Raw genomic sequence first — 24,679 nt, 5'->3', positions numbered from 1 at the left:
CAGGTTCGAATCCTGCCCTCTCCGCAACGGCCCGGGAAACCAGGCCGGAAAAAGGAGAGGTGCCCGGAGCGGCTCATCGGGGACCAGGCGCAAGCCAAGTCGGGCCCAACAGCCCACGCAGGTTCGAATCCTGCCCTCTCCGCAACGGCCCGGGAAACCAGGCCGGAAAAAGGAGAGGTGCCCGGAGCGGCTCATCGGGGACCAGGCGCAAGCCAAGTCGGGCCCAACAGCCCACGCAGGTTCGAATCCTGCCCTCTCCGCAACGGCATCAGCGACAGCGGACGTGCGATTTCATGCGCGTCCGCTGTGTCGTGCGGAATGACAGTGCGCGACCCACATTCATCATGTCGACGCCAATGCCGACAGGTAGCGCCATTCCCCTGTGCACGCGTCGGCCTTCGGTCGAGCCGGCGCGCCGACCTGGTTTCCCTCAAGGTCAACTCCCGTTCTCTCAAGGTCAACTCCGGCGCCACGGGCGCTCAACTCAGCGCCGTCTGGCCCCAACACCACCATCCGCTGACAGGGGCACCGCGATCACCACACGCCCCACGCATCCCCCAGAGAGTCCCCAGCACCGGCAAAGGATTCGTTTTAACGTTCGACCGCCCTTCGCCGTGGGCATGCACTTTCCGGGTTCTCGAACCCGAGCCATGCACCGCGGGAGACCACGGCATCGGCCGCTCTGCCATGTCCGTCATCTTTCGGCACCCCTCTGACCTGCTCCTTCTCACGTTCCAGGCTTGACGTGTGGCATATTCGGCGGGCCACAAGATACCTTCCCAAAGGTATAATTCTGTGTCAGAATCCAGCCGGAGGTTCCGTAAGGCCGCCTCCACGCCACCGACAGGGCCCAGCCGCACGCACCGGTGGACCCGCTCGTCCCCATGACGGACGGACGGGATCACAACAGCTGACACTGACGGACGGCACTCCACAGCTATGAAAAGCCAAGGGGTAATGACGTGCTCAGTTTCTCCATTTTGGGAGCCTTGGAGATCAACACCGTGTCAGGTCCCGACGAGATCTCCGGCGACCTGCAGCGCACCCTCATCCAGAGCTTGCTCGTCAACGAAGGCCATTCGATATCCGGTGACAGCCTCATTGAGGAGATGTGGGGTGAGTCGGTTCCTGACAACCAGGCGAACGCGTTACAGGCCCATATCAGCCGCCTCCGGCGGAAACTGAAAAGACTGGAGCCCGACGTACCGTGTCAGCGTCTGACGATGCATCCGTCCGGTTACCGCCTCGCCGTACGTGAAGGCGAGCTGGACGCGGTCGAGTTCGTCAAGGCGGTCCGCCGGGCCGAGAGCGCGGCGACGTCCGATCCGGCCGGCACCGCCGCGCTGCTGGGAGATGCCCTGTCCATGTGGCGGGGGCCCGTCTTCGGCGGTTTCACCGGGGGCACTCTCTGCCAACTGGCCAGTGTCCGCTACGAAGAGCACCGGCTGAGGGCCATGGAGCTGCGCTTCGACGCCGAGTTGCGGCTCGGCCGGCATGCGACCATCCTCGCCGAGCTTCGCGACGCCTACAGCAGCTATCCACTCCGTGAACGATTCTGCGAACAGTTGATGATCGCGCTCTACCGTTCAGGACGTCAGGCCGACGCCCTGAACTTCTACCGTCTCGTGTGGCAGAACCTGTCGGACGAGCTGGGCATCGAACCCTCCCCCGCGTTGCAGCGCCTGGAGCACGCGATCCTCTCCCACAACCCGCATCTGGACGCCGTCTCTTCCTCCTGGGCTCTCCAGCCGGTCTGAACCACGGCGAAGTGCCGTCATTCCGAACGCGGTTCGGCCGTGGCCCGGCTGATCCGTGCCCAGGGCGTGGCCGTTCGCCGGTGGTGTGCTTTCCGCGCGCCGCCGGCTTCGCGTACCCACAGGTCCGGCACCCGCAGATTCCGCGTGCCCGATCGGCGGTCCCGTACACCGTCCATCCTCAGGCGGTCCGCGTCAGTGCCCGGTCAGCGCGGGTCGTCACGATCGCCGGCAGGGTACGCACGGCCCGCTTTCCCGAGCACGGCGCGCGCCGGGCCGTATACCGAACGCGTCCCCGGGCGCGTACCGACAGGCCCGGCAGCAGCCCGCGTCCGACACGCCCGCACCACCGCCGCGTCGCGTCTCGTGTTCGTCACCACACTGCCGTCCCAACTGGTAAGGGGGAGAGATGAGAGCCCGGATCGAGGAGCTGTCCCACATACGCAAGCAGGTGCTGGCCGGACCCAGTGAACGAGCCACCGCCGCGCAGCGCTCCAAAGGAAAACTCACCGCGCGCGAACGGATCGACCTGCTGCTCGACGAAGACTCGTTCCACGAGGTCGAACCACTGCGGCGGCACCGCGCGACCGGCTTCGGCCTGGAGGCGCGCAGGCCGTACACCGACGGTGTCATCACCGGCTGGGGCACCGTGGAGGGCCGTACGGTGTTCCTCTACGCGCACGACTTCCGCATCTTCGGCGGGGCGCTGGGCGAGGCGCACGCGACGAAGATCCACAAGATCATGGACATGGCCCTGAAGGCCGGGGCGCCCCTCGTGTCCCTCAACGACGGTGCGGGCGCCCGGATCCAGGAGGGCGTCACCGCCCTCGCGGGCTACGGCGGCATCTTCCTGCGCAACTCCCGCGCCTCCGGCGTGATTCCGCAGATCAGCGTGATGCTGGGGCCGTGCGCCGGCGGCGCCGCCTACAGCCCGGCGCTCACGGACTTCGTGTTCATGGTGCGGGACACCTCGCAGATGTTCATCACGGGACCGGACGTCGTGCGGGCCGTGACCGGCGAGACGATCAGCCAGAACGGCCTGGGCGGAGCCGATGTGCACGCCTCGACCTCCGGGGTGGCCCACTTCGCCTATGCCGACGAGGAGACCTGCCTCGCCGAGGTCCGCTTCCTCCTGTCGATGCTCCCGCAGAACAACCGGCAGTCCGCGCCCGCCGTCGCGTGCGACGACCCCGTCGACCGCCGCTGCGAGACCCTGCTCGAACACGTACCGGTGGACGGCAACCGCCCGTACGACATGCGCGCGGTGATCGCGGAGATCGTCGACGACGGCGAGTACCTGGAGGTCCACGAACAGTGGGCGCCGAACATCATCTGCGCCCTGACCCGGATGGGCGGGAACGTCGTGGGCATCGTCGCCAACCAGCCGCAGTCGCTGGCCGGGGTCCTCGACATCAGCGCCTCGGAGAAGGCCGCACGCTTCGTCCAGTTCTGCGACGCCTTCAGCATCCCCATCGTCACGCTGCTGGACGTCCCCGGGTTCCTGCCCGGCGTCGACCAGGAGCACGGCGGCATCATCCGGCACGGCGCGAAACTGCTCTACGCGTACTGCGCCGCCACCGTGCCGCGGATCTCGCTGGTGCTGCGCAAGGCGTACGGCGGCGCCTACATCGTCATGGACTCGCAGTCCATCGGCGCCGATCTGACGTACGCCTGGCCCACCAACGAGATCGCGGTCATGGGCGCCGAAGGGGCCGCCAACGTCATCTTCCGCCGGGAGATCGCCGAGGCGGACGATCCCGAAACCAAGCGCGCCGAGATGGTCAAGGCGTACCGCGCCGAGCTGATCCACCCCTACTACGCCGCGGAACGCGGACTGGTCGACGACGTCATCGACCCCTCCGAGACGCGCCACGTCCTCATCGGCGCGCTGGACATGCTGCGCGGCAAGCACGCGGAACGCCCGTCCCGCAAGCACGGCAACCCACCCCAGTGAGTGAGGTCTTGATGCCCGACCTGGACATCCGCGTCGAACGCGGACACCCGACACACGACGAACTGGCCGCTGTGGTGGCCTTGTTACTGAAGGGGGTCGCTCCCTCGGCCGCTCCGCCGCAGACACCGCCCGGCCTCCGGTGCTCCTGGCAGCCGGACACCTTCGACGGCGCGCACAGCTGGCGCCGGTGATCCGGTAGCCCGCCGGCGCCGGAAGGCCGGACCGATCGAAAACCACTGCGCGGTGTCAGAGTCCCTGACACCGCGCTTCTGGTCGCGTAAGTTCACCTCGCACTCCCGGCGCGGCCGTTCCGCCGAGAACAGTGAAATGCGCGTCCGGCGAAAACCGACTTCCCGCCTCTCGTCGCGCGGGAACAGCCGTACGACGACGGAGGCACACGCATGACCACCGAGGAGACGACCGCCCAGCCCCGCGCGGCGACGGAAGCGGGACCGGCGGCCGCCCGGCCCGGGTGGGGGCCGCTGATCCTCGTGTCCTTGGGCACGTTCATCACCGTGCTCGACTTCTTCATCGTCAATGTGGCGGTGCCGGACATCCGCGAGAGCCTGCACGCGAGCTCCGTCGCCATCCAGTTCGTCCTCGCCGGTTACGGGCTTCCCCTGGCCACGCTGATGATCACCTCCGGCCGGATGGGCGACCTGTACGGCCGGCGACGGCTGTTCGTGGTCGGACTCGCGCTGTTCACGCTGGCCTCGGCGTGCGCGGGACTGGCGCAGAGCCCCGGCCAACTCGTCGCGGCCCGCGTCTTCCAGGGCGTGGCGGCCTCCCTGGTGACTCCCCAGGTACTGGCTCTGCTCGGAGCCGTCTACGAGGGCAGATTCCGTGCCGTGGCGTTCAACGTCTACGGACTGACCATCGGAGTCGCGGCCGTGTTCGGGCAGTTGATCGGCGGCACACTGATCGTGGCGAACCCGGGCGGGCTGGGCTGGCGCACGATCTTCCTCGTCAACGTGCCCATCGGGCTGATCGCGGTCGCGCTCGTCCCCCGGCTCGTACCGGAGTCACGCGGCGGTCGGCGCAAGGGCCTTGACGCCCTCGGCACGCTCCTCGCCATGACCGGCCTGCTGGCGGTCGTGCTGCCGCTCACCGAGGGACGCGAGCTGGGCTGGCCGCTCTGGTCGGTCCTGCTGCTCATCGCGGCCGTCCCCATTCTGGCCCTCTTCGCCTGGCAGCAGCACCGGCGCAGCACGCGAGGCACCAGGGCGCCCCTCGTCCACACCTCGCTCTTCCGCGAACGTGCCTTCACCGTGGGCTCATTGGGCATGGTCTTCTACTACGCGACCATGGGCTCGTGCTTCCTCGTGCTGTCCCTCTACCTCCAGCAGGGACGCGGGATGTCACCCTTCGGCTCCGGTCTGCTGTACCTGCCGATGGGCGCCGGGTTCTTCCTCGCGAGCAGCACGGCGGGCAGGCTCGTCGCGAAAGTCGGCCACCAGGTCCCGGCGGTCGGCGCGCTCTTGGTGGCGGTCGGCTACGGAGCGATGTCCCTGCTCGTCCCCGGCATCGGCGTCACCGGCCCTGTCGACCGGCTGATCGTGCCCCTCCTGGTGGCCGGTTTCGGCATGGGAATGGTCATGGCGCCCCTGTCCTCCATGATCCTGGCCCCCGTCGACGCGACCCACGCGGCCGCCGCGGCCGGTGTGCTGACCACAGCGCAAGAAGTGGGCGTCACCATCGGTACGGCCGTCATCGGCGGAATCTACTTCCAGACGGCGGGCGACCACCTGCGCAGCACGACGATCACGGACGCGTTCAGCCTCTGCCTGACGGTCCTGGCCGCGATCCAGATCGTGGTGGCCGCGCTCGTACAGTTCATGCCCCGGGAGAAGGCCGAACCGCCGGCCACGGTCTGAGCGCGGGGACGGAGAGGTCCGCCCGGCCACCTGACCGGCCGTTGTCAGAGGCGGCCCATACGCTTCCGGCACCGCGGTGTTCGCCGTGGCACACGGTTCCGCGCGTCAGGAGTCCCCGCGATGGTTCGTACCACCCCGCCGCTCCCGCTCGACGTGGAGGCGTTGTTTCCGGAGGTCGCCGCCTACCGCCGGGACACCGTCCGGTTGCATCCGCGGGCCGGGAATCCCGGGGTGCGGGACAGTTCGCTGGGCGGGCCCCTGCTGTGGTCGCGCTCGGTGGCGTGGCCGCACTGCGACGACGACCACCCGGGCATCGGCTGCGCTCCTCCGCCGGGCAGCGGCGCCGTGCCACTGGTTCCCGTCCTGCAGCTGTTCGCCGGCGATGTGCCCGAGCTGCCCTTCCCGGCCGGTACCGATGTCCTGCAGGTTCTGTGGTGCCCCTTCGACCACGAGGCCGGCTACGTCCCCCGGCCCGAGCTGTACTGGCGGGACAGCACCGCGTTCGACGGGGAACTCGCCGTGCCGCCCCGGCCCGAGGGTGCCGATGAGGACTACCTGCCCGACCCCTGCGTGCTGCACCCGGAACGGGTCAGCGAGTACCCGAGCTGGGATCTGCCGGACGACGTCGCCGAAGCACTTGAAGAACGGTTCGCTCAGGTGGAGGAGGAGACCGGCTGGTCGTACTGGTCCCATCTGGCGGTGGCCGACGGTGTCAAGGCCGGCGGGTACCCGACCTGGACGCAGGATCCCTGCTGGCCCGACTGCGCGGGCTGCGGACGGCGCATGGATCACCTGCTCACGGTCAACAGCGCCGAGTTCGACGGGGAGTCGTGGCGCACCTGGCTGCCCGTGGAGGACACGCCCGACAGCGGCACGATCTGGGACCTCCCGTTCGAGGACCGTTCCCGGATCCAGAGTCCCCCGGGGCTGACGCTCGGCGACATGGGCGGCATCTATCTCTTCGTTTGCCTCCACTGCCCCGACCGGCCCTTCGCCTCTCACTCCGACTGCTCGTAGAGCCCCCGGCCACGGCCCGTCGCACGGCGGCACCGCACGGCCGTCCGGTGTGAACCGGCTGCCGCGCGGTGCCGTCCGCTGCCGCCGTCAGTCCTCGGCCGTACCACCGCCCGGGAGCAGGCGCCGGAAGCCGGTGTACGGGACGAGCGCGGCCGGCAGGACGACGGAGCCGTCCGCCTGGAGGCCCTGTTCCAGCAGCGCGGCGACCGTGCGGCCGACGGGCAGCGCCGAACCGTTGAGCGTGGCCGCCGGTCCCTTGCGGCCGTCCGCCGTGCGGTGCCTGATGCCCGCGCGGCGGGCCTGGAAGGTGCCGCAGTCGGAGACGGACGAGATCTCGCGGAAGGCGTCCCCCCCGGGCAGCCACACCTCGATGTCGTACGTCATCCGGGCCGAGAAGCCCAGGTCTCCCGCGGGCAACAGCACGACGCGGTAGCTCAGTTCGAGCCGCCGCAGACACTCCTCCACCTGGCCCACCATGAGTTCGAGCTGGGCCTGCGCGTCCTCGGGGGCGCAGACGCGAACCAGCTCCACCTTCTCGAACTGGTGCAGCCGCAGCACTCCGCGCGTGTCCCGGCCGTACGCGCCCGCCTCCGCGCGGAAGCAGGGCGTCCGCGCGGTGAAGGCGTACGGCAGATCGCGGGCGTCGAGCGTCTGGCCTGCCACCATGTTGGTCAGCGGCACCTCGGCGGTCGGGATGAGGAAGAGTTCCCGGTCGCCGACCGTCGTCGCGAACAAGTCCTCCTCGAACTTGGGCAGTTGCCCGGTCCCGGTCATGGTCTCCCGGTTGACCAGGTACGGCACCGCGTACTCGGTGTAGCCGTGCTCCCGCGTGTGCAGGTCGAGGAAGAAGTCCGTCAGGGCCCGCTCCAGGCGCGCGCCGGGACCGCGGCTGAGGCTGAAGCGCGCGCCGGACAGCCTGGCGGCCGCCTTGCTGTCCAGCACCCCCAGGTCCTCGCCGATATCGGCATGGTGGCGCGGTTCGAATCCGGTCGGGGTGATCGGGGGCCCGCCTCGGCGGACCTCCACCGCCTCCTTCTCCGAGGCACCGTCCGGCACGCCGTCCAGCGGGAAGTTGGGGATACCGAGGGCCAGGGCCTCGAATTCCTGCTCGGCCGAACGGGCGGCGGCCTCGGCCCGCTGTGTGGCGGCCCGCAGATCACGGGCGGTCTCCTTCTCCTGCTCCGTCGGCGGTCCGCCGGCCTTCTTGCGGGCCCGCGCGGCCTCGTTGGCCTCGGTCCGCAGCCGGGTGACCTCGGTCTGCGAGGCGGCCCTGCGCCGGTACGCGGCGGTGAACGCCTCCTGGTCGAAGGCGAATCGGCGCCGGGCCAGCCGCCGTACCGCCTCGGAACCCTCTTCGGTCAACTCACGCGGATCGTGCATGGCGCTCCTCGGAGGCGGGGTCGGAGAGAACAGGAGCCACGGCGGGCTGCGACACGGTGACGGTCAGGGACGAGTCCGCCCGCCGCGCGTCGTCGTCGGCCGCTACGTGCGTGGCGGCCAGCCGGTCGTAGCGGTCGCGGTGGGCCGAGCGCAGCCAGGCCGCGTAACCGAGACCGAACACGCCCACCACCACCAGCAGCCAGGGCAGTTGGGCGACCGGGCCGGACGTGGCGCCGGTCAGCATCGAGAAGTTGCCGACCACCAGCCACACCGAGGCGACGAGTCCCGCGAAGCCCAGCAGCGGCGCGACCACCTCGCGCACCCAGTGCCCGCCGCCCGCGCCCCGGCGCAGCCGAGGTCCGAGTACGGACAGCGCGGCGATCGCCTGGAGCGCCACGATGCCCAGCGTGCCGAGGCCCAGCATGCTGGTGGTCAGGGAGGCGTACGGGTCCAGGTGCGCGAGCGCGAACCCGGCGACCACGATCACCGTCAGCACCGTCTGCACCAGGCTGGCCCGGTGCGGGGAACGGAACCGCGGGTGCTCGGCGGCCAGCGGGGCCGGCAGCAGACCGTCGGCGGCCAGCACGTGCGCGTACCGGTTGGCCGCGCTGTGCAGCGCGAGCGTCGCCGCGAACAGGCTGGTGCACAGCAGCACTTGGAGCAGGGTGCTGCCGACGGTGCCGAGGTACTGGTCGCCGAGGTTGAAGAAGAGGTCGCCCATCTCCTTGCCGGCCACCTCCCGCAGCCGGCCGGTGCCCACCGCGCCGACCGCGAGCCAGCTCGTCACGGCGTAGAACCCGGAGATCAGGACGACCGCGCCGTACGTCGCGCGCGGGACGCTCCGCCGGGGGTCCCTGGCCTCCTTCCCGTACAGCGAGGCCGACTCGAAGCCGATGAAGGAGACGAACGCGAACATCAGCCCGACGCCCGCGCCCGGTCCGGTCGCGACATGCGGGGAGAAGGAGGCGGCGGGCAGTGCGGACGCGCCGTGGCGGACCAGGATGGCCAGGTCCAGGACGAGCAGGATGCCGATCTCGCCGAGCATCAGCGCGGCGAGCACCCGGGCGCTGACCGCGATCTCGCGGTAGCCGAGCAGCGCGACGAGCCCGATGCCGACCGCCGCGCACAGCTCCCAGGGCACGTCGACGCCGTGCTGCGCGAGCACGAGCTGGGTGAAGTACCCGAGCGCGCCCGCGAGTCCGATGGTGGCGCAGTTGTACGCGAGCAGCGCGAGGTAGCCGGCCGCCACCGCGGGCGGGCGGCCGAGGCCCTGCGCCGCCGAGGCGTAGAAGCCGCCGGATCCGCCGGTACGCCGGGCGCTGACCGCGTACCCGATCGAGAAGCAGAGCAGGGTCACACCGGCGAAGAGGAAGGCCGCGGGCACGCCCGCCCCGTTGCCGAAGGCGAAGGCGAGCGGGACCGTGCCGACCATGGCCGACAGCGGCGCGGCGGCGGCGACGATGAGGAAGAGGATGTGACGCGTCTCCAGGCGTCTCCCGGCGGGCGCGCCGCCCTGGGACCGGGCGGGCGAGGGGGTCGCCTGCGGTGGAGGTGAACCGTGGTCGGGCATCGTGACTCCAGGGCGAGAGGGGCGGGTCGGGGCGGAACGGGTGACGCATGGCGGTACGAGGCGGCGCATGGCCGAACGGGCAGGGCGGGCCGGGGGAAGGAGCCGGCTGCCCGGTCAGGCGTGCGCGAAGGCGAGTACGGCGTTCTGCCCGCCGAATCCCAGGGAGTTGCTCAGGGCCACGTCGATGGGCAGGGACGTGAGGGTCTGCGCCAGTTTGATGTCGATGCGCGGGTCGGGGACGGACAGGTTGGCGGTCGGGGGCACCAGCCCGCGTTCGATGCTGAGCACCGTGAACGCCGCCTCCACCGCGCCGGCCGCGCCGAGCATGTGGCCGGTGACGCCCTTGGTCGAGGTGACCAGCGGACTGCCGCCGAGCGTCCGGCTCACCATGCGCGCCTCGGAGAGGTCGTTGAGCGGAGTCGAGGTGCCGTGCGCGTTGACGTGCTGCACCTCGTCCGGGCCGGTGTCCGCGTCCGCGAGAGCGGACCGTACGGCCGCCTCGACGCCGAGGCCGTCCGGATGCGGGGACGTCATGTGGTGGGCGTCGGCGCTGGTCCCGTAGCCGGTCACCCGGCCGCGGACCCGTGCGCCGCGGGCCCTGGCGTCCGCCACGCGCTCCATGACGAGGATGCCGGCGCCCTCGCCCGCGACGAAGCCGTCGCGGTCCTCGTCGAAGGGCCGCGAGGCGGTGGCCGGATCGTCCTCGCGCTTGGACAGGGCTCCCATCTGGGCGAACCCGGCCATCACGAGGGGCGTGATCATGGCTTCGCTGCCGCCGGCCAGGACGATGTCGCACCGGTCGAGGAGCAGCAGGTCCCGGGCCGTGCCGATGGCGGTGGCGCCCGAGGCGCAGGCGGTGGCGACCACCAGGTTGGGGCCCGTCGCGCCGAACTCGATGGCGGTCTGCCCGGCGAGCATGTTGGGCAGCTGCATCGGGAGCAGCAGCGGCGAGACCCGTCCCGCGCCCTGCTCGCGCAGGACGTGGTGCTGCTGCTCGACCGTGCCGGGGCCGCCGTCGGCGCAGCCGAGGACCACGCCGACCCGGGCCCCGTCCCACGTCCGCGGGTCGAGGCGGGCGTCGGCGACGGCCTCGTGGGCCGCGACGAGGGCGAACTGTACGAACCGGTCCAGGCGGTGTGTCCGGCGGGCGCCGAGCAGGTGCTCGGGGTCGAAGTCGGGTACCCGGCACGAGATGCGTACCGGGTTGTCCTGGAGAGCGGGGTCGAGCGAGGCGGGGGACCGGCCCCCGCACACGCTCGCCCAGCTCGCCTCGACACCGACTCCGCCGGGTGTGACCAGCCCCAGGCCGGTGACGGCGATATCGGTACCGGCCATCAGACCTTCGCGCTCCGCTCTTCCATGAGCCGCACCATGTCACCCACGGTCTCGGCTTCCAGCAGCTCGTCGTCGCTGATGTCGAGGTCCAGTTCGGACTTCAGCAGCAGCGAGAGCTCCACCACGGCCAGCGAGTCCAGCTCGATGTCCTCGCGGGTCGCCTCCGGAGTGATGGCCTCCTGCGAGACCTTGAGCTTGTTGGAGAGGATTTCCTTCAGCTGTTCGAGCATGGCGAATCGCCTTTCGTGGGTGGTGAGTCGAACGTGGTACGGGAACGTGCGGCGAAGCGTGTCCGCGTGGGAGCGCGCGGTCAGACGGACCGGACCTCGGGCCAGACCAGCGTGGTGGCCCCCCAGGAGAGCCCGCCGCCGAAGGCGGTGAGCAGCAACCGGTGGCCCGGCAGCAGACTCCCGCCGGCGGCCGCCTCGGACAGCAGCAGCGGGATCGAGGCGGCGCCGGTGTTGCCGACGCGCTCGATGTTGGACAGGCACCGCTCCTCGGGCAGGCCGAGCCGTTCGGACACCGCCGTCAGGATGCGGGCGTTGGCCTGGTGGGCGCCGAAGCGGTCGACGTCCTCCATCCGCCAGCCCCGCGCCCGTACGGCGTCCTCCGACGAGGCGACCATCCGGCCCACCGCGTGGCGGTAGATGTCCCGTCCCGCCATGCGGAAGTACTCCTCGCCCGGTGCGGCGGGCACCCCCGAGGACCGCTGCCGGGAACCGCCGGCCGGCACCTCGATCAGACCGCTCAACTCGCCGTCGCTGCCGAGGATCTGGGGCCCGATCGCCCCGGGCTCGTCGGGCTCGCCGGCCCGCAGGACCACCGCGCCCGCGCCGTCGGCGAAGATCACCGCGGTGGAACGGTCGGTGGGGTTGATGATCGTGGTGAACGCGTCGGCCCCGAGCAGCAGGACCCGTCCGGCGACGCCCGCAGCGATCAGACCGGACGCGGTGGCCAGCCCGTAGAGGAAGCCGGAGCAGACGGCCGACACGTCGAAGGCGGGCACGTGGCCGAGGCCGAGACGGGCGGCGATCTGCGGCCCGGTGGCCGGGCAGAGCTGGTCGGGCGTGGTGGTGGCCAGCACCACCGCGTCCACCCGGTCGTCGTCCGCCGACTTGATCGCCCGCCACCCGGCCTCCACCGCCAGATCGGAGGTGGCCGTGCCGGGCGAGATGACGTGCCGGCCGGCGATGCCGGTCCTGGACCGTATCCACTCGTCCGAGGTGTCCATCCGGTCGGCGAGATCGTCGTTGGTGACGACGTTCGGAGGCACGTACGAGCCGATCCCCGCGACCACGGCGGACGGTCCGGGCCGTGGGCTCACCGGACGCCCTCCCCCGAAGCCGCTTCAGAGCCGGAGTCAGCGGTAGAGGCCAGGACCTCGACCGGCAGCCCCATGTACGCCATCCGCGCCTCGGCCATCTCGTCGGTCCACTGCTCGGCCATGTCGTAGCGCTGGTCGGGCGTGGTGTCCAGCATCCGTACGCCCGGCCACAGTTCGTAGTCGCCGATGAGGTCGGCCTGCTCGGCCATGCCCTTCTGGAACAGCTCCTCGCGGTGGATGACGAACTCCCGGTCGGGCACCTCGTCCCACAGCCGCACCCCGGCACGCAGGATCTCCAGCAGCCGCGGGCGGTACTCGGGCACCCGGGCGACGTGGTTGCGCAGGATGGTGCTGGCGACCGTGAGGTGGCGGATCTCGTCGATCGCGGTACCGCGCGAGATCTCCCCGGTGGCGGGGGACAGCGGGGTCCACTTGCGCTCGCTCAGCTCGGCGGCCGGGGCGAGCACCCCTTCGATGACGATGGCGAACACCGCGACGGCGCCCGGGAAGTCGGCCTGGTCGCGGACGATGTCGAGGGTGTACTCCACGACCGGTTCCAGCACCCGGGCCCGGTAGTCGGCCGCCATCTCGTCGATGTCGCGCACCAGGGTGCCGGCGGGCTGGCCCAGCTCCACCAGGTGGTTGCGGAAGACGCGGGCGTGCCGTGCCTCGTCGATGAGCTGCGTGGCGTAGAACTCCAGCTCCGGCACGCCGGGTGCGAGGGAGACGTAGTGCCCGAGCAGCCGGGTCGCGATGTCCTCGGACAGACTGCGGAAGCCGAATTCGAGGACCAGCGCGTCACGCAGCGGGCCGTTGCGCTTGAGGAAGTCCGGCACGGTGGCGTCGACGTGGTGTCCCGTCACGCCCCGGTCGCGGAGCGTGCCCTGCGCCACGGACGTGAACCAGTAGGCCAGGTCGCACTCTTCCGGGCCCAGGGTCAGTTCCTTCGCGCCGTCCAGCAGACCGGGAGCGGTGTCCCAGCCGGCCTCGGGCGCCACATGAGCGTTCATGATGCCGTTGTCTCCTTGGAAGTGAGGGCGGGACGCAGCGCGCCGGTGAACAGTCCGCCGGTGTAACTGAGCAGCGGCGGGCCCTCGCCGGCGGTGGCTCGCACCACCCGGCCGAGGAGGATTTCGCTGTCGCCCAGCGACGTCGTGCCGTGCACCCGGCACACGTAGTGCGCGAGGGCGCCGGCCAGCAGCGGGGCGCCCGCGTACGGGTCGGGGGCCCACTCGGTGCCCGCGAACTGGCCGTTGCCGTCCGGACGGCTGCTGTCGGCGAACCACCGCGCCAAGTCGGCCTGCTGGCCGCCGAGGACGTTGACGACGAACCGGCCCTCCGCGTCCGCGAGCCGCGCGAAGGACGACCCGGTGCGCAGGCACACGCCCACCAGCAGCGGGTTGCGGGAGATGAGGGTCACCGTGCTCGCGGTGGTGCCGTGCAGCCGGCCCTCGTGGCTGACGGTGAGTACGGACACCGGGGCCGCGAGGTGGTACAGCGCCTGGCGGGACTCCGCGGGGTTCTGGCGTACCGGCCGCTGGGCCTCCGGGGAGGGGGCGGTGGGCGCCGGGGATTCGTTCGGAGGAGCCGTGCGTACGTTCATCGCGCGGCCTCGCGCTGAGCGGTCGACGGGGTCCCGGCCGTACGGGCACGGGCCGCGGCCGGGATGTGCCCGACCGGCACCGGGTCGGCGGCGTGGCCGACCGGCTTCGGGTGGGCCAGGCCCAGGTCGTCCAGGAGCCGCAGGTAACCGGGCTGCGCCACGGGTTCGAACGGCAGGGCGAAGGACTTCAGGAAGTTGCCGAACAGGCCGCGGTCACCGAAGAGATGGAACGGCAGCACCAGCAGCGCCCACTCGGGCCCCGCCACCAGGCACCAGAGCGCCGCCACCGCGCCCTGCGTGATGAGGCTGTGCATCACGTTGTAGAGGACGTAGTAGGTCTTGGAGATGGGCCGGCCGCCGCTGCGCCGGAAGGCGATGGCGCCCGGGATGTAGCCGATGAGGTCGATGTAGAGGAACAGCGCGACCGCGGGGATCCAGCGCACCTCGCCGATGTGGGCGATGAGCAGGCCGGTGGTGACGGCGAGGGCGACCAGGTACTCGGCGCGGTGCAGCGAGTAGGTCCTCGGGCTTTCGAAGGGGTTTGCCTGATCCATGATCAGCTCCTGAGGGGAACGGTCGGCTCAGCGGCGGCGGCAGGGGCGGGCGCCGCGGCGCCGTAGATCTCGGCGCCCGGGAACAGCCCGGTAACGGCCCAGGCGACGGTCTCCTTGATGACCCGCTCGGCGATCGGGTCGAGGATCCCCTCCAGGCTCGGGATGCCGAAGTCGAAGTCGGCGTCGAAGGCGACCCGTACGTCGTCGCCCTGCGCGGTCATGGTCCAGCTGCCGGAGAAGGTGTCGAAGTCCCCTTCGGTCTGCTCGAAGCGGATGACGGTCCCTTCGACGTCGAAGACGTCCTCCTCGGTCCAGCGCAGCAGGCCGCTGCGGAAGTGCAGCTCCCAGCTGGAGGAGCCGACCGTGGCGGGCAGGGTCGAGTGCACCGTCGTGGAGTTGACGTGCGGCGCCAGCTCCGGGTAGCGCTCCCAGCGGCGTACGGCGTCGAAGACCGTGCCGGGGCTCTGACCGGGTACGAGAGCGCGCAGTTCGACGTTTCTCACGTCAGTTACCGCCTTCGGGCATAGTGGCCGCGCCCTTGATCAGGGCTTGCGTGGCCAGATCGAATGAGTTGAGGAGGAACGCCACGTCGTTGTCCGTGAGAATGGCGGGCGGCGTGAAGCGCACCACCGCGCTGCCGTTCATGGAGTGGTTCGCCACCACGCCGTGGTTGAACAGCTCGATGAGCAGTTCGCCGGCGAGACCGGCCTCGACGAGCTCGACGCCGATGAGCAGGCCGCGCCCGCGTACGTCCACGACGAGTTCGGGGATGTTGCGGTGGGCGATCTCGGCGATCCGGGGCAGCAGTTCGGCCCCGAGCTTCGCCGACTTGGCGACCAGGTCCTCTTCCCGCATCGCGCGGATGGCGCCCTGCACCGCCGCCATCAGCACCGGCTGACCGGAGAACGTCGAGGTGTGGACGTACGGGTCCTTGTCGAAGGGCCGGAACGCCTTGCGGGTGGCGATCGCGGCCGAGACCGGCAGGACACCGCCGCCGAGGGCCTTGCCCGTCAGCAGGACGTCGGGCACGACTCCGTCGATGTCCGCGCCCCACCAGGTGCCGAGGCGGCCGAACCCGGACTGCACCTCGTCAAGGATCAGGAACCCGCCGTGGGCGCGGACCAGTTCCTCCACCCGCTTCAGGTAGCCCTCCGGCGGGATGATGACACCGCCCTCGCCCTGGATCGGTTCGACGATCACGCAGACCTCGCCGGGATGGGCGGAGAGCTCCGCCTCCAGCGCGTCCGCGTCGCCGAACGGCAGGTGCAGGAAGTCGGGGACCAGGGGCCGGAAGGGCCGCTGGTAGACCTCCTTGGCGGTGGCGGACAGCGCGCCGAGGGTCTTGCCGTGGTAGCCGCCCGTCATGGAGATCGTGCGCCGGAACCCGCCCGCGCGTGCCAGCTTCAGACCGGTCTCGACCGCTTCCGCGCCGGACAGGGAGAAGTGGACGCGGTCCAGCGCGGGAGGCAGCACCGACACCAGCGCCTCGGCGGCGCGGGCCACCGTGGGCTCCAGCAGGATGCGGGTGGCGGTCGGGTGCGTACGGAGCTGGCGTTCGACCTCCTCCATCACCAGCGGGTGCCTGGCGCCCATGATGAAGACGCCGTAGCCACCGGCGTTGAGGAAGCGCTCGCCGTCGCTGGTGGTGAGCCAGGCCCCCTCCGAGGAGGTCTCCATGTGGCTGCCGAACAGTTCGGCGAGGGTGGCTCTGCCCTTGCTCAGGTGGGCCCGGTACAGCCCGAGGATGTCCTCCTCGGTATCGGCTGCCGGCATGTTCATTACGGTCACGGCTTTCTCACTCCAAGCAGGTCGAGGGGGGAGGTGGCGTCAGGCCAGGTTCAGCGCGGCTCCGTCGAAGTAGCGCAGCAGCGGCTCGGCGGCGGCGGCCCGCGCGGGCGGGTGGAAGGCGAGCGCCCTGACGGCCGCCGCCGTCGCCGCGTTGTGGGGCGAGGTGATGAAGTCCAGGCCGCCGAGGAGTTCCAGGGCGCGCGCGGCGACGCGGGGCAGCGTGTCCTGGACGGTGTAGCGGGCGACCAGGCTGCGGGCCACCGCGTCGTCACCGGGCTCGGCGCCGAGGACGGGGGCGGCGCTCTCCAGGAGCTGGAGAGCAGCCTCCATCTCGACGGCCAGGGAGGCCCGTTCGTGGACGGAGCCGCGTTCACGGTCGACGGCCTGCGCGACGAGGGAGGCCGCGGCGCCCGCGTAACCGGCGCTGATCAGCGTCTCGAACCAGACGAAGCCGGCCGTCTGGAGGTCGTCCAGCCGGTTCGGGTCGTCGGCCCCGGCCCTGACCACCATCTCCTCCGGGACGAAGACGTCCTCAAGACGCACCTCGTCGCTCTCGGCGCCGGCCAGCAGGTCATTGCCCCAGAAGGGGTGGACGCTCAGGCCGGGCGCCGAGGCCGGCACCAGGGCCAGCGCCAGCTCCGGTTCACCGGTGTCGCCGTGGACCGCGATGCTGGCCGTCAGCAGGCTCATCGACGCCGAGAGGCTGCACGGTTTCTTCGACCCCGACAGCCGGAAGCCGCCGTCGACCGGGCGGGCCGTGACCGCCGGGGCGAGGATGTTCTGCTGGGTCCTGCCCTCGGCCCAGCCCGACGCCAGGATCTGCTGGTCCGGTACGACGCGCCGGAGCACCTCGGTCTGGGCGGCGGTCAGCCGGTCGGCGCGGCGGGTGAGCGCGTACAGCATGGCGACGGTGAAGTGGTGCATGGTCACGGCGGCGGCGAGCGACGGCGAGACCGCGCCCAGCGCCTGCTGCACGCGCAGCGCGTCCAGCGGGTCCGCGCCGTGGCCGCCGTACTCGGTGGGAACGAGCAGGCCGGCACCGCCGTGGGTGCGGAACAGCTCCACCACCGGGCTGCCGGGCTTTTCGCGGTCGGCCTGCGGCACGTCCGCCAGCCGCTTCAGCAGACCGGGGTGGTACCGCTCGCACACGGCCTGTGCGACGTCGAGGGAACGCAACGGAATACCTCCGAGGTGACAGTGGGCGGTGACAGGGGCGGGGGACGCCGGATCAGGCGTCGCCGAAGACCGCCTGGTAGGGGCTGACCCCGTGGGCGATGGAGACGCCCTGGACGTGCGAGGTCTTGAGCATCGGGTAGTTGGCCTCGCCGAACGCGCCGCCGGTCAGCCCGGTGCCGCCGTGGCTGGGGAGGTACGGCAGGAAGCCGATGTGCGAGTCGTTGATCTTCAGCAGGCCGCCGTTGACCACCCGCCGCACGAAGGTGTCGACCACCTTGTCGGAGCGCGACCACAGGGAGTTGCGCAGGCCGTACTGGTTGGAGTTGACGAACTGGAGGAACGACTCGAGGAGTTCCTCGTCGTCCGCGGCCTCCGGCACGATGATCGGGATGAGGGGGAAGAACGTCTCCTCGCGGACCACGTCGAAGGTGCGGGCGTGTTCGAGTCCGGTCACCTTGAGGACAGTGGGCTGGAGGAAGACGCCCGTCTCCGACACCGTGCCGTCCAGTTCGGTCCGGTTGCCTCCGGTCACCAGCTCGGCGCCGTTGTCGAGCGCCTGGCTCAGCAGCCGGAAGAAGCGTTCGCTGCGGCGGACCGGCGAGAGCAGGACGTCCTCTTCTTCCGGGTAGCCCGGCTTGATGGCCTTGACCTGCTCACGCACTTCGGCGACGAGCGCGTCCGCGATGTCCGGGTGCACCAGCACGTAGTTGGGCACCATGCAGATCTGTCCGGAACCGTAGAAGGACTCCGTGATGGCCTCCGCCGCCCACTTCACGTCGGCGTCCGACCAGACCACGATGCCGTCGTTGCCCGCCAGTTCCAGGATGGGCTTCGTGCCGCTGGCGATGCAGCTCTGCTCGAAGCGCAGGCCCTCCTGGCTGCCGCCGATGTAGAAGATGTCGTCCATCAGCGGGTCCGCCACCCAGCGGTCCAGCGTCTGCTTGGGGTTGGAGCAGACGGCGTTGAGGACGCCGGGCGGCGCGCCGATCTCCTCCAGGAGCGGCATCACGATGTCCCGCAGGAGCCACATGGTGCTCAGCGCGATGCTGCGGGGGGCGCGTACGACGACCGCGTTGCCGGCCATCATGGCGAGGACCGCGAGCGCGGCGCTCGGCGCCGGCGCGTTCTGCGGCGGGTTGAAGCCCACCACACCGTCGGGCTGGCGGTGCAGGATCAGCGAGCGGTCGCCGTACTGCTTCTCGACGCGCATCTGCTTCGTGTACCAGCGCAGGCTGCCGGGCGCGTAGACCTGAAGCAGGCAGCTCAGCTCCCACCGCGCCAGCTTCACCGGGTGGGACTCGGCGACCAGCATGTCCAGGAACTCGTCCTCGTGCGCGAGGAGTTCCTCACGGAAGCGGGTGCCGAGCCGCATCCGGTCCTCCAGCGGCACGGCGGCCCACAGCGGCGCCGCCTCGGCCGCCGCCTGGGTGGCGAGGTCGATGGCCTTGTCGTCGGCGACGGCGCAGCGGCCGATGACGTACGGGTGACTGGCCGCCTCCTCCGACTCCGGGTTCTGTTCGAGCGTGCGCTTGAGGCTCACGCTGGTGAAGACGTCCTCCAGCAGGGACCGGCCGCTGACGGTGTAGACCCAGCCGTCACCCGCGACGTCCTCGCCTCCGATGAGAAGGTCGTAGCTCTTGAACCGCTTCGGTGGCTCGGTACCGCCGGCGGTGCCGGCCGCGTCGGAACGCACCGAGGCAATCTGCTCCTGAATTACGCCGCGAGGCATTGTCAGCCTTTCCGAGGGGGACTGCGAAATGGTTCCGTCCCGGTGCGTGTGCTGATAAACGGGACGCATGCGCATGGCGGTGAACCAGCGAACTCGATGTCGATCGTTGCGATGGTGGCCGCCTTATCTGACCCGCCCCTGACACCGGGCTGATCCAGGGACCGGCGGAAGGCGGCAGCGCCTGGTGGCCGGCACGGTCACGGCCGTGACCTGCGGATGGACTCCGCGTCAGCAGGGCCTCAGCGGGATGTCAGCTCCCGACGTTTCGATGTTCTGTGCAAACCATTACGCCGGTCTTCTCCCGATGGGGCTTCGCCATGCCTTCCGAAGAATCCACGCTCCGCGCTCTGCGGGAACTGCCGCGCCACGAAATATACGAGGAAGTCGAGGTCATTGTTCTCCGCGAATTCAAGACCGTCCTCCTCATGACGGAGGACGATGATCTCCCGGTCGACACGAGCTATTTCGACCTCGGTCTCACCTCGCTGCGGCTGACCGAGATCCGGGCGACCCTGGAGGACCGGTTCGACCTCGCGATCAACGCGAACGTGCTGTTCAACGAGCCCACCGTGGACCGGCTCGTCAGCTACCTCACCGACGCGCTCTCCGACCGTCCCGCGGTGGACACCGCGCACTGACCGCGCGCTCCACGAAGACGAGACGGCGCCGACGGTCGCATCCGGTCATCGCGCCGCCGGACGGCCCGGTCACCGCGCCGCCGGACGGCCCGGTCACCGCGCCGCCGGACAGCCCCGCGCTCCCGACGAGCACTTCCCACGAGACGGAGACGAACAGTGGAAGAGACCCAAGCGTGGACGCTGCCCCACAGCGCGCGGCTCCATGCCCGCGACCGCGCCGACCGCCCCGCGGTCGTCTGCGAGGGCCGGATCACGACGTACGGGCACCTGCACCGCGAGAGCAACCGGGCGGCCCACGCGCTGCGCGCGGCAGGCGTACGGCCGGGCGACCGCATCGCGTTCCTCGGACGCGAATCCGAGTACTACTACCTGGCGATCCTCGCGGGGGCCAAGGTCGGCGCGGTGACCGTACCGGTCAACTGGCGCCTGACACCGACCGAGGTGGACCACATCCTGCGCGACTCCGGCGCCGTCCTGGTCTTCGCCGACGAGGAGTTCAGCGCCACGGTCGAAGGGGTCAGGCAGCACCTGCCCGGACTGAGGAGCGTCGTCCGGCTCGACGGACCGGGTGAGGCGGGCGAAACGGACCGCGGCGCCTGGATGCGGAAGTGGTACGCGGACCTGCCCGACAGCGATCTTCCCCCGGTGACCGGTCCTGACGACGCGGTCGTGCAGATCTACACGAGCGGCACCACCGGACTGCCCAAGGGAGCGGTCCTGGCCCACCGCAGCTTCTTCACCCTGCCGGCCGCGATGCGCGAGCACGGCCAGGACTGGATCGACTGGCGTCCTGATGACGTCAGCCTCATCTCCCTGCCGGGCCTGGGCATCGCGGGCATCGGCTGGTTCATGCACGGCTTCGTCGCCGGAGCCGTGAACGTCGTGATGCCGCAGTTCATCCCGCAGGAGGCCGTCCGGCTGATCCGCGACCGCCGCGTCACCATCACCTTCACGGCGCCGGCCATGCTCCAGATGCTCATGGCCGAACGGGAGGCGGGACCCGAGGCGTTCGCGTCACTCCGCAAGATCGCCTACGGAGCCGCGCCCATCTCGGAACGCCAACTCCAGGAGTGCCTGGACGTGTTCGGCTGCGAGTTCGCCCAGATCTACGCGAGCACCGAGACCGGCAGCGTCGCGGTGTGCCTGCCGCCCGAGGACCACCAGCCGGGCGTCGGCCGGCTGCGCTCGGTGGGCCGGCCCTGCCCCGGCAACGAGGTCAAGGTGATCGGCCGGGACGGCGAGGAGCTGCCGCCGGGCCAGATCGGACAGATCTGCATACGGACACCCTCCCGCATGCTCGGCTACTGGAACCTCCCCGAGGCGACGGCCCGCACGGTGGTCGGCGAGTGGCTGCACATGGGGGACGCCGGTTACCTCGACGAGGCCGGCTACGTCTACCTCTGCGACCGCATGAACGACACCATCATCGTCGCCGGCCAGAACATCTATCCGGCCGAGGTGGAAAAGGAGTTGGACAGCCACCCGGCGGTGGCCGACGCGGCCGTGGTGGGCCTGCCCGACGCCCGCTGGGGCGAGGCGGTGCACGCCTGTGTCGTGCTGCGTCCCGGAGCCACCGTCACACCGCGGGAGCTGGTGCTCTCGCTGCGCGGCCGGCTCGCCGACTACAAGATCCCCACGGACTTCCACATCGTCGAGGCCCTGCCGCGCAACCCCTCGGGGAAGATCCTGCGGCGCACGGTCCGGGAGCGGTTGCAGGAAACCGGCTGAGACCACCCTGCTCCTCCCGCGCACCTGCCCGCCCCCGCTTTCCCCCTCACGCTTCCCTTCACGAACGGAGACAGCCATGTCCTCGCCGGCCGAGCCACTGAAGGTGGGAGTCCTGCTGCCCACCCGCGAACAGGCCATCACCGGCACCTTCGCGGCAGCGCCCCTGATCGAGTTCGCGCGGCAGGCGGAGTCGCTGGGCTTCGACTCGCTGTGGGCAGGTGACTCGCTCACCGCCCGGCCGCGTCTGGACCCGCTCGTCGTCCTCTCCGCGGCCGCCGCGGCGACGAGCACGATGACCGTGGGTACCGCGGCTCTGACCCCGGCGCTGCGGCACCCGCTGATCGGCGCCAACATGGTCACCAGCCTCGACCACGTGGCATCGGGACGACTCGTCCTCGGCCTGGGCTCGGGATTCCCGATGCCGGAGACCGAGGCCGAATTCGCCTCCGTCGGCGCTTCGTTCGCCGGACGGGCGGGTCGCCTGGACGAGATCGCCGCCCTGTGGCGTACCGCCTGGCAGGCGGACGCGCCCAAGGACTTCGACGGGCGCCACTGGCAGGTCACCGATCTCGACCGGCTGCCCCGCCCGGTCACGGCGGGCGGCCCGCCCCTGTGGCTCGCGGGCAGCGACACCCCGAAGGTGCTGGCCCGGGTCGCCCGGCAGTACGACGGGTGGCTGCCCTTCCTGCCGTCCGCCGACGCCTACGGACGGGCCCGCCGCCGCATCGCCGAACTCGCCGTCGAGGCAGGCCGGGACGCGAACGCGGTGACCCCGGGGCTCTACGCGACCGTCACCGTCAACCGGGACCGGGCGGCGGCCAGGGCCGAACTGGAGCACTACATCAGCCACTACTACGGCCGGACCCTGGAGCAGATGTCCACCATCCAGGCGTACGCGTTCGGCGACGCCGAGAGCTGCGCCGAATGGCTCGGCGCGTACGTACGGGCCGGCGCGCGCCACGTCGTCCTGCGGGTCGGATCACTCGACCCGGAACCCCAACTCAAAGAAATCGCCGAGGTGCTGGTGCCTGCGGTACGCGCGATCGGCCGCGAGATCACCGTGGCGAACGCTCCGTCGTGAGCACGGCCCCGGGCCGGTTCACGTCCGGTGCGGGTAGCTGGCTCCGTCCGGTGGAACCGGCGCCCGGGGCGCCCGTACGGCAGTTCCCGCCGCCGCACGCGGGCGGCGGAGCCGTCGTCCGCCGCGCGCGCTGACCACGGCCCGGCCGACCGGCCTTCGCACCTCGGGCCGACACGTACCGGGCCGTGGCCTTTCCGTCCTCCGTCTCTCCATCTCCTGCGACGAACCACCAGCAACGCCGGGCACGGTGGGCCCTCGACCGGTGTGGCGGCACCGGCCGGGGCGCCGCCGGCCGCACCCCCTGGCGTGCCCCCTCGTACACCCGCCGCCGAAGAAGGAGGACCGACATGGCCGACCACGTCAACGCCACGTCCCCGACAAGGGCGTTCATCATCGCCAATGAGGCATCGGGCAGTCACAGCGCCCAACTGGTCCACGACGTGCAGACGTTGTGCGCCGCCTATCTGTCGCACACCGAGGTCCACTCCACCACGGGCCCCGGCGACGCCACCCACGCCGTACGCCGGGCCCTCGCCCGGCCCCTCCCGCCCGACCTGGTCGTCGCCATCGGCGGCGACGGCACCGTCCAGGAAGTCGTGCGGTCCCTGGCCGGGGCCGGCGGCGACGCCGTCTTCTTCGCCGTACCCGGCGGCACCGGCAACTCCGGCTACAAAATGGTGTGGGGCGAACGCCCGTGGCCCGAGGCGCTGAAGGCGGTGCTCGCCGACTCCGGCCCCGGCGGCAGTGTGCGGCGGGCCCAACTGGACCTGGCCCGGCTGGCCGAGACGGGGCAGCCGGTCTTTCTCGGCGCGTGCACCGGCGTTATCGCCGATGCCCTCATCACCGCCGCGACCCTCCCGGAGACCGGACTGGCCCGGTACGCACGGGCCTTCGCCGAGACCGCCCGCGCCTATGAGCCGTACCCCGGCCGGGTCACGGTCGACGGACGGGTGGTGCACGAGGGGCCCACCGTCCTCGCCAATGTGGGCGGCGGGCGTTACCGCGGCGGCCAGTACCTCGTCCTGCCGCAGTCCCTGCTGGACGACGGACTGCTCGACATCTGCGTGATCGGTGACGGCGTGGCCGCCGTCGACGTACCCGGACTGACCCTGAACGCCGCGCACATGACGCATCCGGCCACCGTCTACGCACGTGGCCGGCGGATCGTCGTCGAGCGTACCGACGGCCGCCGGCTCCCCCTGGAGCACGACGGCGACTACCAGCACGGCATCGGCCCGCGCGCGACGTTCGAGGTCATGCCCGGCGCTCTGACCGCCTGGGCGCCGGTGGAGTGAGCCGGGGCCGGACGCGGCAGGGCGGCGTCAACCGGTCGCCCCGCCGCTACCGGGCCCGTCAGGTCGCCGGCAGGAGAGCCTCGGTGATCTCCTGGACCCTCTCGACGATGTCCGAACGCCCTTCGGAGACCCAGGAGATGTGCTGCGCGCCGAACAGAGCCGAGCGCAGGACGCGGGCGAGCGCCGCGGGGTCCACGGTCTCCGGCAGTGTGCCGGAATCCCGGCATTCGGTGAGGAGTTCGCTGATGAGTTCGGTGAACTCCGTATAGGGGGTGGGCAGCGGCGCCTTGATGTAGGAGCGCTCCAGCTGCAGCCGGGTGCCTGCCTGGACGATGAGGTCGTCGCGGAACGCGGTCGCCACCTGGAGGAACAAGTCCCTGACGACCGCGGGTGACGCCTCGTTGCCTTCGTGCGCCGCCCGCACGACAGCACCGAGCCGCCGGTAGAAGTGGTCGGTGACGGCCACGGCCAGCGCTTCCTTGTTGGCGAAGTGGAAGTAGATCGCGCCCTTGGTCAACTCGGCCCGGTCCGCGACGTTCTTGATCGTGACGTCGGGGAATCCGTGCTCCGCGAAGAGTTCGGCCGCGGCCACGAGGATGGCGCCGCGTGTGCGGATCGCACGCTCCTGCTTGGGGTCCGACGTCTCACCGGCCGTACGGACCCGAGGTGTCGTGGAAGAGTTCGGCCTGTTCATATCGTGCTCAACCGTTCCTCGAGTGGTGCCCTTCGCGGGAGTCGCGGAACCGGACCTCGGACGATGCCGGCTCAGGAGGAGCCGTTTCGGCCACGTCGTCCGTGCGTCCCTCCCCTGTTCCTACCGAAGACCATTCTCCCAGGTACGGGGCGTGAGGTGAATGCCCGGCGTCGTCCGTCCGGCGA

General features: G+C 70.9%; 22 protein-coding genes and 2 pseudogenes. 11 read left to right on the top strand and 13 right to left on the bottom strand.

Annotated features, from left to right (window positions below; genetic code table 11):
- The first annotated feature begins 53 nt into the window (after positions 1-53).
- The 7 genes and pseudogenes from ACIP6N_RS12275 to ACIP6N_RS12245 all read left to right on the top strand — a co-directional run bounded on the left by ACIP6N_RS12275 (position 54) and on the right by ACIP6N_RS12245 (position 6,599).
- Positions 54-142: pseudogene (locus tag ACIP6N_RS12275) on the top strand.
- Positions 143-171: 29 nt separating this feature from the next.
- Positions 172-260 (top strand): annotated as a pseudogene (locus tag ACIP6N_RS12270).
- A gap of 729 nt (positions 261-989) precedes the next feature.
- Positions 990-1,757: a BTAD domain-containing putative transcriptional regulator gene (locus ACIP6N_RS12265; RefSeq protein WP_401814978.1), complete on the top strand. Its 768-nt coding sequence runs from the start codon at positions 990-992 to the stop codon at positions 1,755-1,757.
- A 406-nt stretch (positions 1,758-2,163) separates the two neighbouring features.
- Positions 2,164-3,708, top strand: a complete 1,545-nt coding sequence (locus ACIP6N_RS12260) for an acyl-CoA carboxylase subunit beta (protein ID WP_401814977.1) — start codon at positions 2,164-2,166, stop codon at positions 3,706-3,708.
- Positions 3,705-3,899: an acyl-CoA carboxylase subunit epsilon gene (locus ACIP6N_RS12255; protein ID WP_401814975.1), complete on the top strand. Its 195-nt coding sequence runs from the start codon at positions 3,705-3,707 to the stop codon at positions 3,897-3,899. Before ACIP6N_RS12260 ends, ACIP6N_RS12255 begins: the two co-directional genes overlap by 4 nt.
- 210 nt (positions 3,900-4,109) lie before the next feature.
- On the top strand, positions 4,110-5,582 hold the full coding sequence (locus tag ACIP6N_RS12250; protein WP_401814973.1) for an MFS transporter: 1,473 nt from the start codon (positions 4,110-4,112) through the stop codon (positions 5,580-5,582).
- 120 nt (positions 5,583-5,702) lie between these two features.
- Positions 5,703-6,599 carry a DUF1963 domain-containing protein gene (locus ACIP6N_RS12245; RefSeq protein WP_401814971.1) on the top strand — a complete coding sequence of 299 codons (897 nt, stop codon included), beginning with the start codon at positions 5,703-5,705 and terminating at the stop codon, positions 6,597-6,599.
- A gap of 87 nt (positions 6,600-6,686) precedes the next feature.
- On the opposite strand, the gene serS is transcribed toward ACIP6N_RS12245, so the two are convergent.
- The 12 genes from serS to ACIP6N_RS12185 all read right to left on the bottom strand — a co-directional run bounded on the left by serS (position 6,687) and on the right by ACIP6N_RS12185 (position 19,022).
- Positions 6,687-7,979: a serine--tRNA ligase gene (gene serS, locus ACIP6N_RS12240; protein ID WP_401814969.1), complete on the bottom strand. Its 1,293-nt coding sequence runs from the start codon at positions 7,977-7,979 to the stop codon at positions 6,687-6,689.
- Positions 7,963-9,549: an APC family permease gene (locus ACIP6N_RS12235; protein ID WP_401814968.1), complete on the bottom strand. Its 1,587-nt coding sequence runs from the start codon at positions 9,547-9,549 to the stop codon at positions 7,963-7,965. Before ACIP6N_RS12235 ends, serS begins: the two co-directional genes overlap by 17 nt.
- A 114-nt stretch (positions 9,550-9,663) precedes the next feature.
- On the bottom strand, positions 9,664-10,884 hold the full coding sequence (locus tag ACIP6N_RS12230) for a beta-ketoacyl-[acyl-carrier-protein] synthase family protein (RefSeq protein WP_401814966.1): 1,221 nt from the start codon (positions 10,882-10,884) through the stop codon (positions 9,664-9,666).
- Positions 10,884-11,114 (bottom strand): acyl carrier protein, encoded by a 231-nt coding sequence (locus ACIP6N_RS12225; RefSeq protein ID WP_401814964.1) that lies wholly within the window; start codon positions 11,112-11,114, stop codon positions 10,884-10,886. Before ACIP6N_RS12225 ends, ACIP6N_RS12230 begins: the two co-directional genes overlap by 1 nt.
- Before the next feature lie 80 nt (positions 11,115-11,194).
- Positions 11,195-12,208, bottom strand: a complete 1,014-nt coding sequence (locus ACIP6N_RS12220; protein WP_401814962.1) for a beta-ketoacyl-ACP synthase III — start codon at positions 12,206-12,208, stop codon at positions 11,195-11,197.
- Entirely contained in the window at positions 12,205-13,218 is a 1,014-nt protein-coding gene (locus ACIP6N_RS12215) for a VlmB-like protein (protein WP_401814961.1), read from the bottom strand. The genes ACIP6N_RS12220 and ACIP6N_RS12215 overlap by 4 nt, the downstream gene beginning before the upstream one ends.
- The gene (locus ACIP6N_RS12210; protein WP_401814959.1) at positions 13,215-13,811 is read right to left on the bottom strand and encodes a flavin reductase family protein; all 597 of its coding nucleotides are present in this window, start codon (positions 13,809-13,811) and stop codon (positions 13,215-13,217) included. The genes ACIP6N_RS12215 and ACIP6N_RS12210 overlap by 4 nt, the downstream gene beginning before the upstream one ends.
- Positions 13,808-14,365, bottom strand: coding sequence for a hypothetical protein (locus ACIP6N_RS12205; protein ID WP_401814958.1), 558 nt, complete (start codon positions 14,363-14,365; stop codon positions 13,808-13,810). Before ACIP6N_RS12205 ends, ACIP6N_RS12210 begins: the two co-directional genes overlap by 4 nt.
- A gap of 2 nt (positions 14,366-14,367) precedes the next feature.
- On the bottom strand, positions 14,368-14,868 hold the full coding sequence (locus tag ACIP6N_RS12200) for a type II toxin-antitoxin system RatA family toxin (RefSeq protein WP_401814956.1): 501 nt from the start codon (positions 14,866-14,868) through the stop codon (positions 14,368-14,370).
- 1 nt (position 14,869) lies between these two features.
- Positions 14,870-16,138 (bottom strand): aspartate aminotransferase family protein, encoded by a 1,269-nt coding sequence (locus tag ACIP6N_RS12195; protein ID WP_401814954.1) that lies wholly within the window; start codon positions 16,136-16,138, stop codon positions 14,870-14,872.
- Positions 16,139-16,192: 54 nt separating this feature from the next.
- The gene (locus ACIP6N_RS12190; protein ID WP_401814952.1) at positions 16,193-17,329 is read right to left on the bottom strand and encodes an acyl-CoA dehydrogenase family protein; all 1,137 of its coding nucleotides are present in this window, start codon (positions 17,327-17,329) and stop codon (positions 16,193-16,195) included.
- A gap of 52 nt (positions 17,330-17,381) precedes the next feature.
- A complete protein-coding gene (locus ACIP6N_RS12185; RefSeq protein WP_401814951.1) occupies positions 17,382-19,022 on the bottom strand; it encodes an aldehyde dehydrogenase family protein in 1,641 nt (546 codons plus the stop codon).
- Between the two features lie 353 nt (positions 19,023-19,375).
- On the opposite strand from ACIP6N_RS12185, the gene ACIP6N_RS12180 reads away from it, so the two are divergent.
- From ACIP6N_RS12180 to ACIP6N_RS12165, 4 genes are all read left to right on the top strand, one after another.
- On the top strand, positions 19,376-19,696 hold the full coding sequence (locus ACIP6N_RS12180) for an acyl carrier protein (RefSeq protein ID WP_401814949.1): 321 nt from the start codon (positions 19,376-19,378) through the stop codon (positions 19,694-19,696).
- 156 nt (positions 19,697-19,852) lie between these two features.
- Positions 19,853-21,424, top strand: a complete 1,572-nt coding sequence (locus ACIP6N_RS12175; protein ID WP_401814948.1) for a fatty acid--CoA ligase — start codon at positions 19,853-19,855, stop codon at positions 21,422-21,424.
- 76 nt (positions 21,425-21,500) lie between these two features.
- Complete coding sequence (locus ACIP6N_RS12170) at positions 21,501-22,505, top strand: LLM class flavin-dependent oxidoreductase (protein ID WP_401814946.1); 1,005 nt, start codon at positions 21,501-21,503, stop codon at positions 22,503-22,505.
- A 347-nt stretch (positions 22,506-22,852) separates the two neighbouring features.
- Positions 22,853-23,800: a diacylglycerol/lipid kinase family protein gene (locus ACIP6N_RS12165; protein WP_401814944.1), complete on the top strand. Its 948-nt coding sequence runs from the start codon at positions 22,853-22,855 to the stop codon at positions 23,798-23,800.
- Between the two features lie 58 nt (positions 23,801-23,858).
- Here ACIP6N_RS12165 and ACIP6N_RS12160 read toward each other — a convergent pair whose 3' ends face one another.
- Positions 23,859-24,494, bottom strand: a complete 636-nt coding sequence (locus ACIP6N_RS12160) for a ScbR family autoregulator-binding transcription factor (RefSeq protein ID WP_401814943.1) — start codon at positions 24,492-24,494, stop codon at positions 23,859-23,861.
- Positions 24,495-24,679: the final 185 nt, after the last annotated feature.

Source organism: Streptomyces sp. NPDC088725 (assembly GCF_044751305.1).
Taxonomy (GTDB): Bacteria; Actinomycetota; Actinomycetes; order Streptomycetales; family Streptomycetaceae; genus Streptomyces.
The sequence above is the reverse complement of the archived record's forward strand: the minus strand, read 5'-3'. Positions and strand labels throughout refer to the sequence as shown.

What these genes read in the sequence shown, in the direction of transcription:
- ACIP6N_RS12160 (WP_401814943.1), bottom strand. Translation starts at nt 24,494, where the DNA reads ATGAACAGGCCGAACTCTTCCACGACACCTCGGGTCCGTACGGCCGGT.
- ACIP6N_RS12250 (WP_401814973.1), top strand. Translation starts at nt 4,110, where the DNA reads ATGACCACCGAGGAGACGACCGCCCAGCCCCGCGCGGCGACGGAAGCG.
- ACIP6N_RS12245 (WP_401814971.1), top strand. Translation starts at nt 5,703, where the DNA reads ATGGTTCGTACCACCCCGCCGCTCCCGCTCGACGTGGAGGCGTTGTTT.
- ACIP6N_RS12205 (WP_401814958.1), bottom strand. Translation starts at nt 14,365, where the DNA reads ATGGATCAGGCAAACCCCTTCGAAAGCCCGAGGACCTACTCGCTGCAC.
- ACIP6N_RS12195 (WP_401814954.1), bottom strand. Translation starts at nt 16,138, where the DNA reads ATGCCGGCAGCCGATACCGAGGAGGACATCCTCGGGCTGTACCGGGCC.
- ACIP6N_RS12230 (WP_401814966.1), bottom strand. Translation starts at nt 10,884, where the DNA reads ATGGCCGGTACCGATATCGCCGTCACCGGCCTGGGGCTGGTCACACCC.
- ACIP6N_RS12260 (WP_401814977.1), top strand. Translation starts at nt 2,164, where the DNA reads ATGAGAGCCCGGATCGAGGAGCTGTCCCACATACGCAAGCAGGTGCTG.
- ACIP6N_RS12215 (WP_401814961.1), bottom strand. Translation starts at nt 13,218, where the DNA reads ATGAACGCTCATGTGGCGCCCGAGGCCGGCTGGGACACCGCTCCCGGT.
- ACIP6N_RS12180 (WP_401814949.1), top strand. Translation starts at nt 19,376, where the DNA reads ATGCCTTCCGAAGAATCCACGCTCCGCGCTCTGCGGGAACTGCCGCGC.
- ACIP6N_RS12170 (WP_401814946.1), top strand. Translation starts at nt 21,501, where the DNA reads ATGTCCTCGCCGGCCGAGCCACTGAAGGTGGGAGTCCTGCTGCCCACC.
- serS (WP_401814969.1), bottom strand. Translation starts at nt 7,979, where the DNA reads ATGCACGATCCGCGTGAGTTGACCGAAGAGGGTTCCGAGGCGGTACGG.
- ACIP6N_RS12235 (WP_401814968.1), bottom strand. Translation starts at nt 9,549, where the DNA reads ATGCCCGACCACGGTTCACCTCCACCGCAGGCGACCCCCTCGCCCGCC.
- ACIP6N_RS12225 (WP_401814964.1), bottom strand. Translation starts at nt 11,114, where the DNA reads ATGCTCGAACAGCTGAAGGAAATCCTCTCCAACAAGCTCAAGGTCTCG.
- ACIP6N_RS12210 (WP_401814959.1), bottom strand. Translation starts at nt 13,811, where the DNA reads ATGAACGTACGCACGGCTCCTCCGAACGAATCCCCGGCGCCCACCGCC.
- ACIP6N_RS12165 (WP_401814944.1), top strand. Translation starts at nt 22,853, where the DNA reads ATGGCCGACCACGTCAACGCCACGTCCCCGACAAGGGCGTTCATCATC.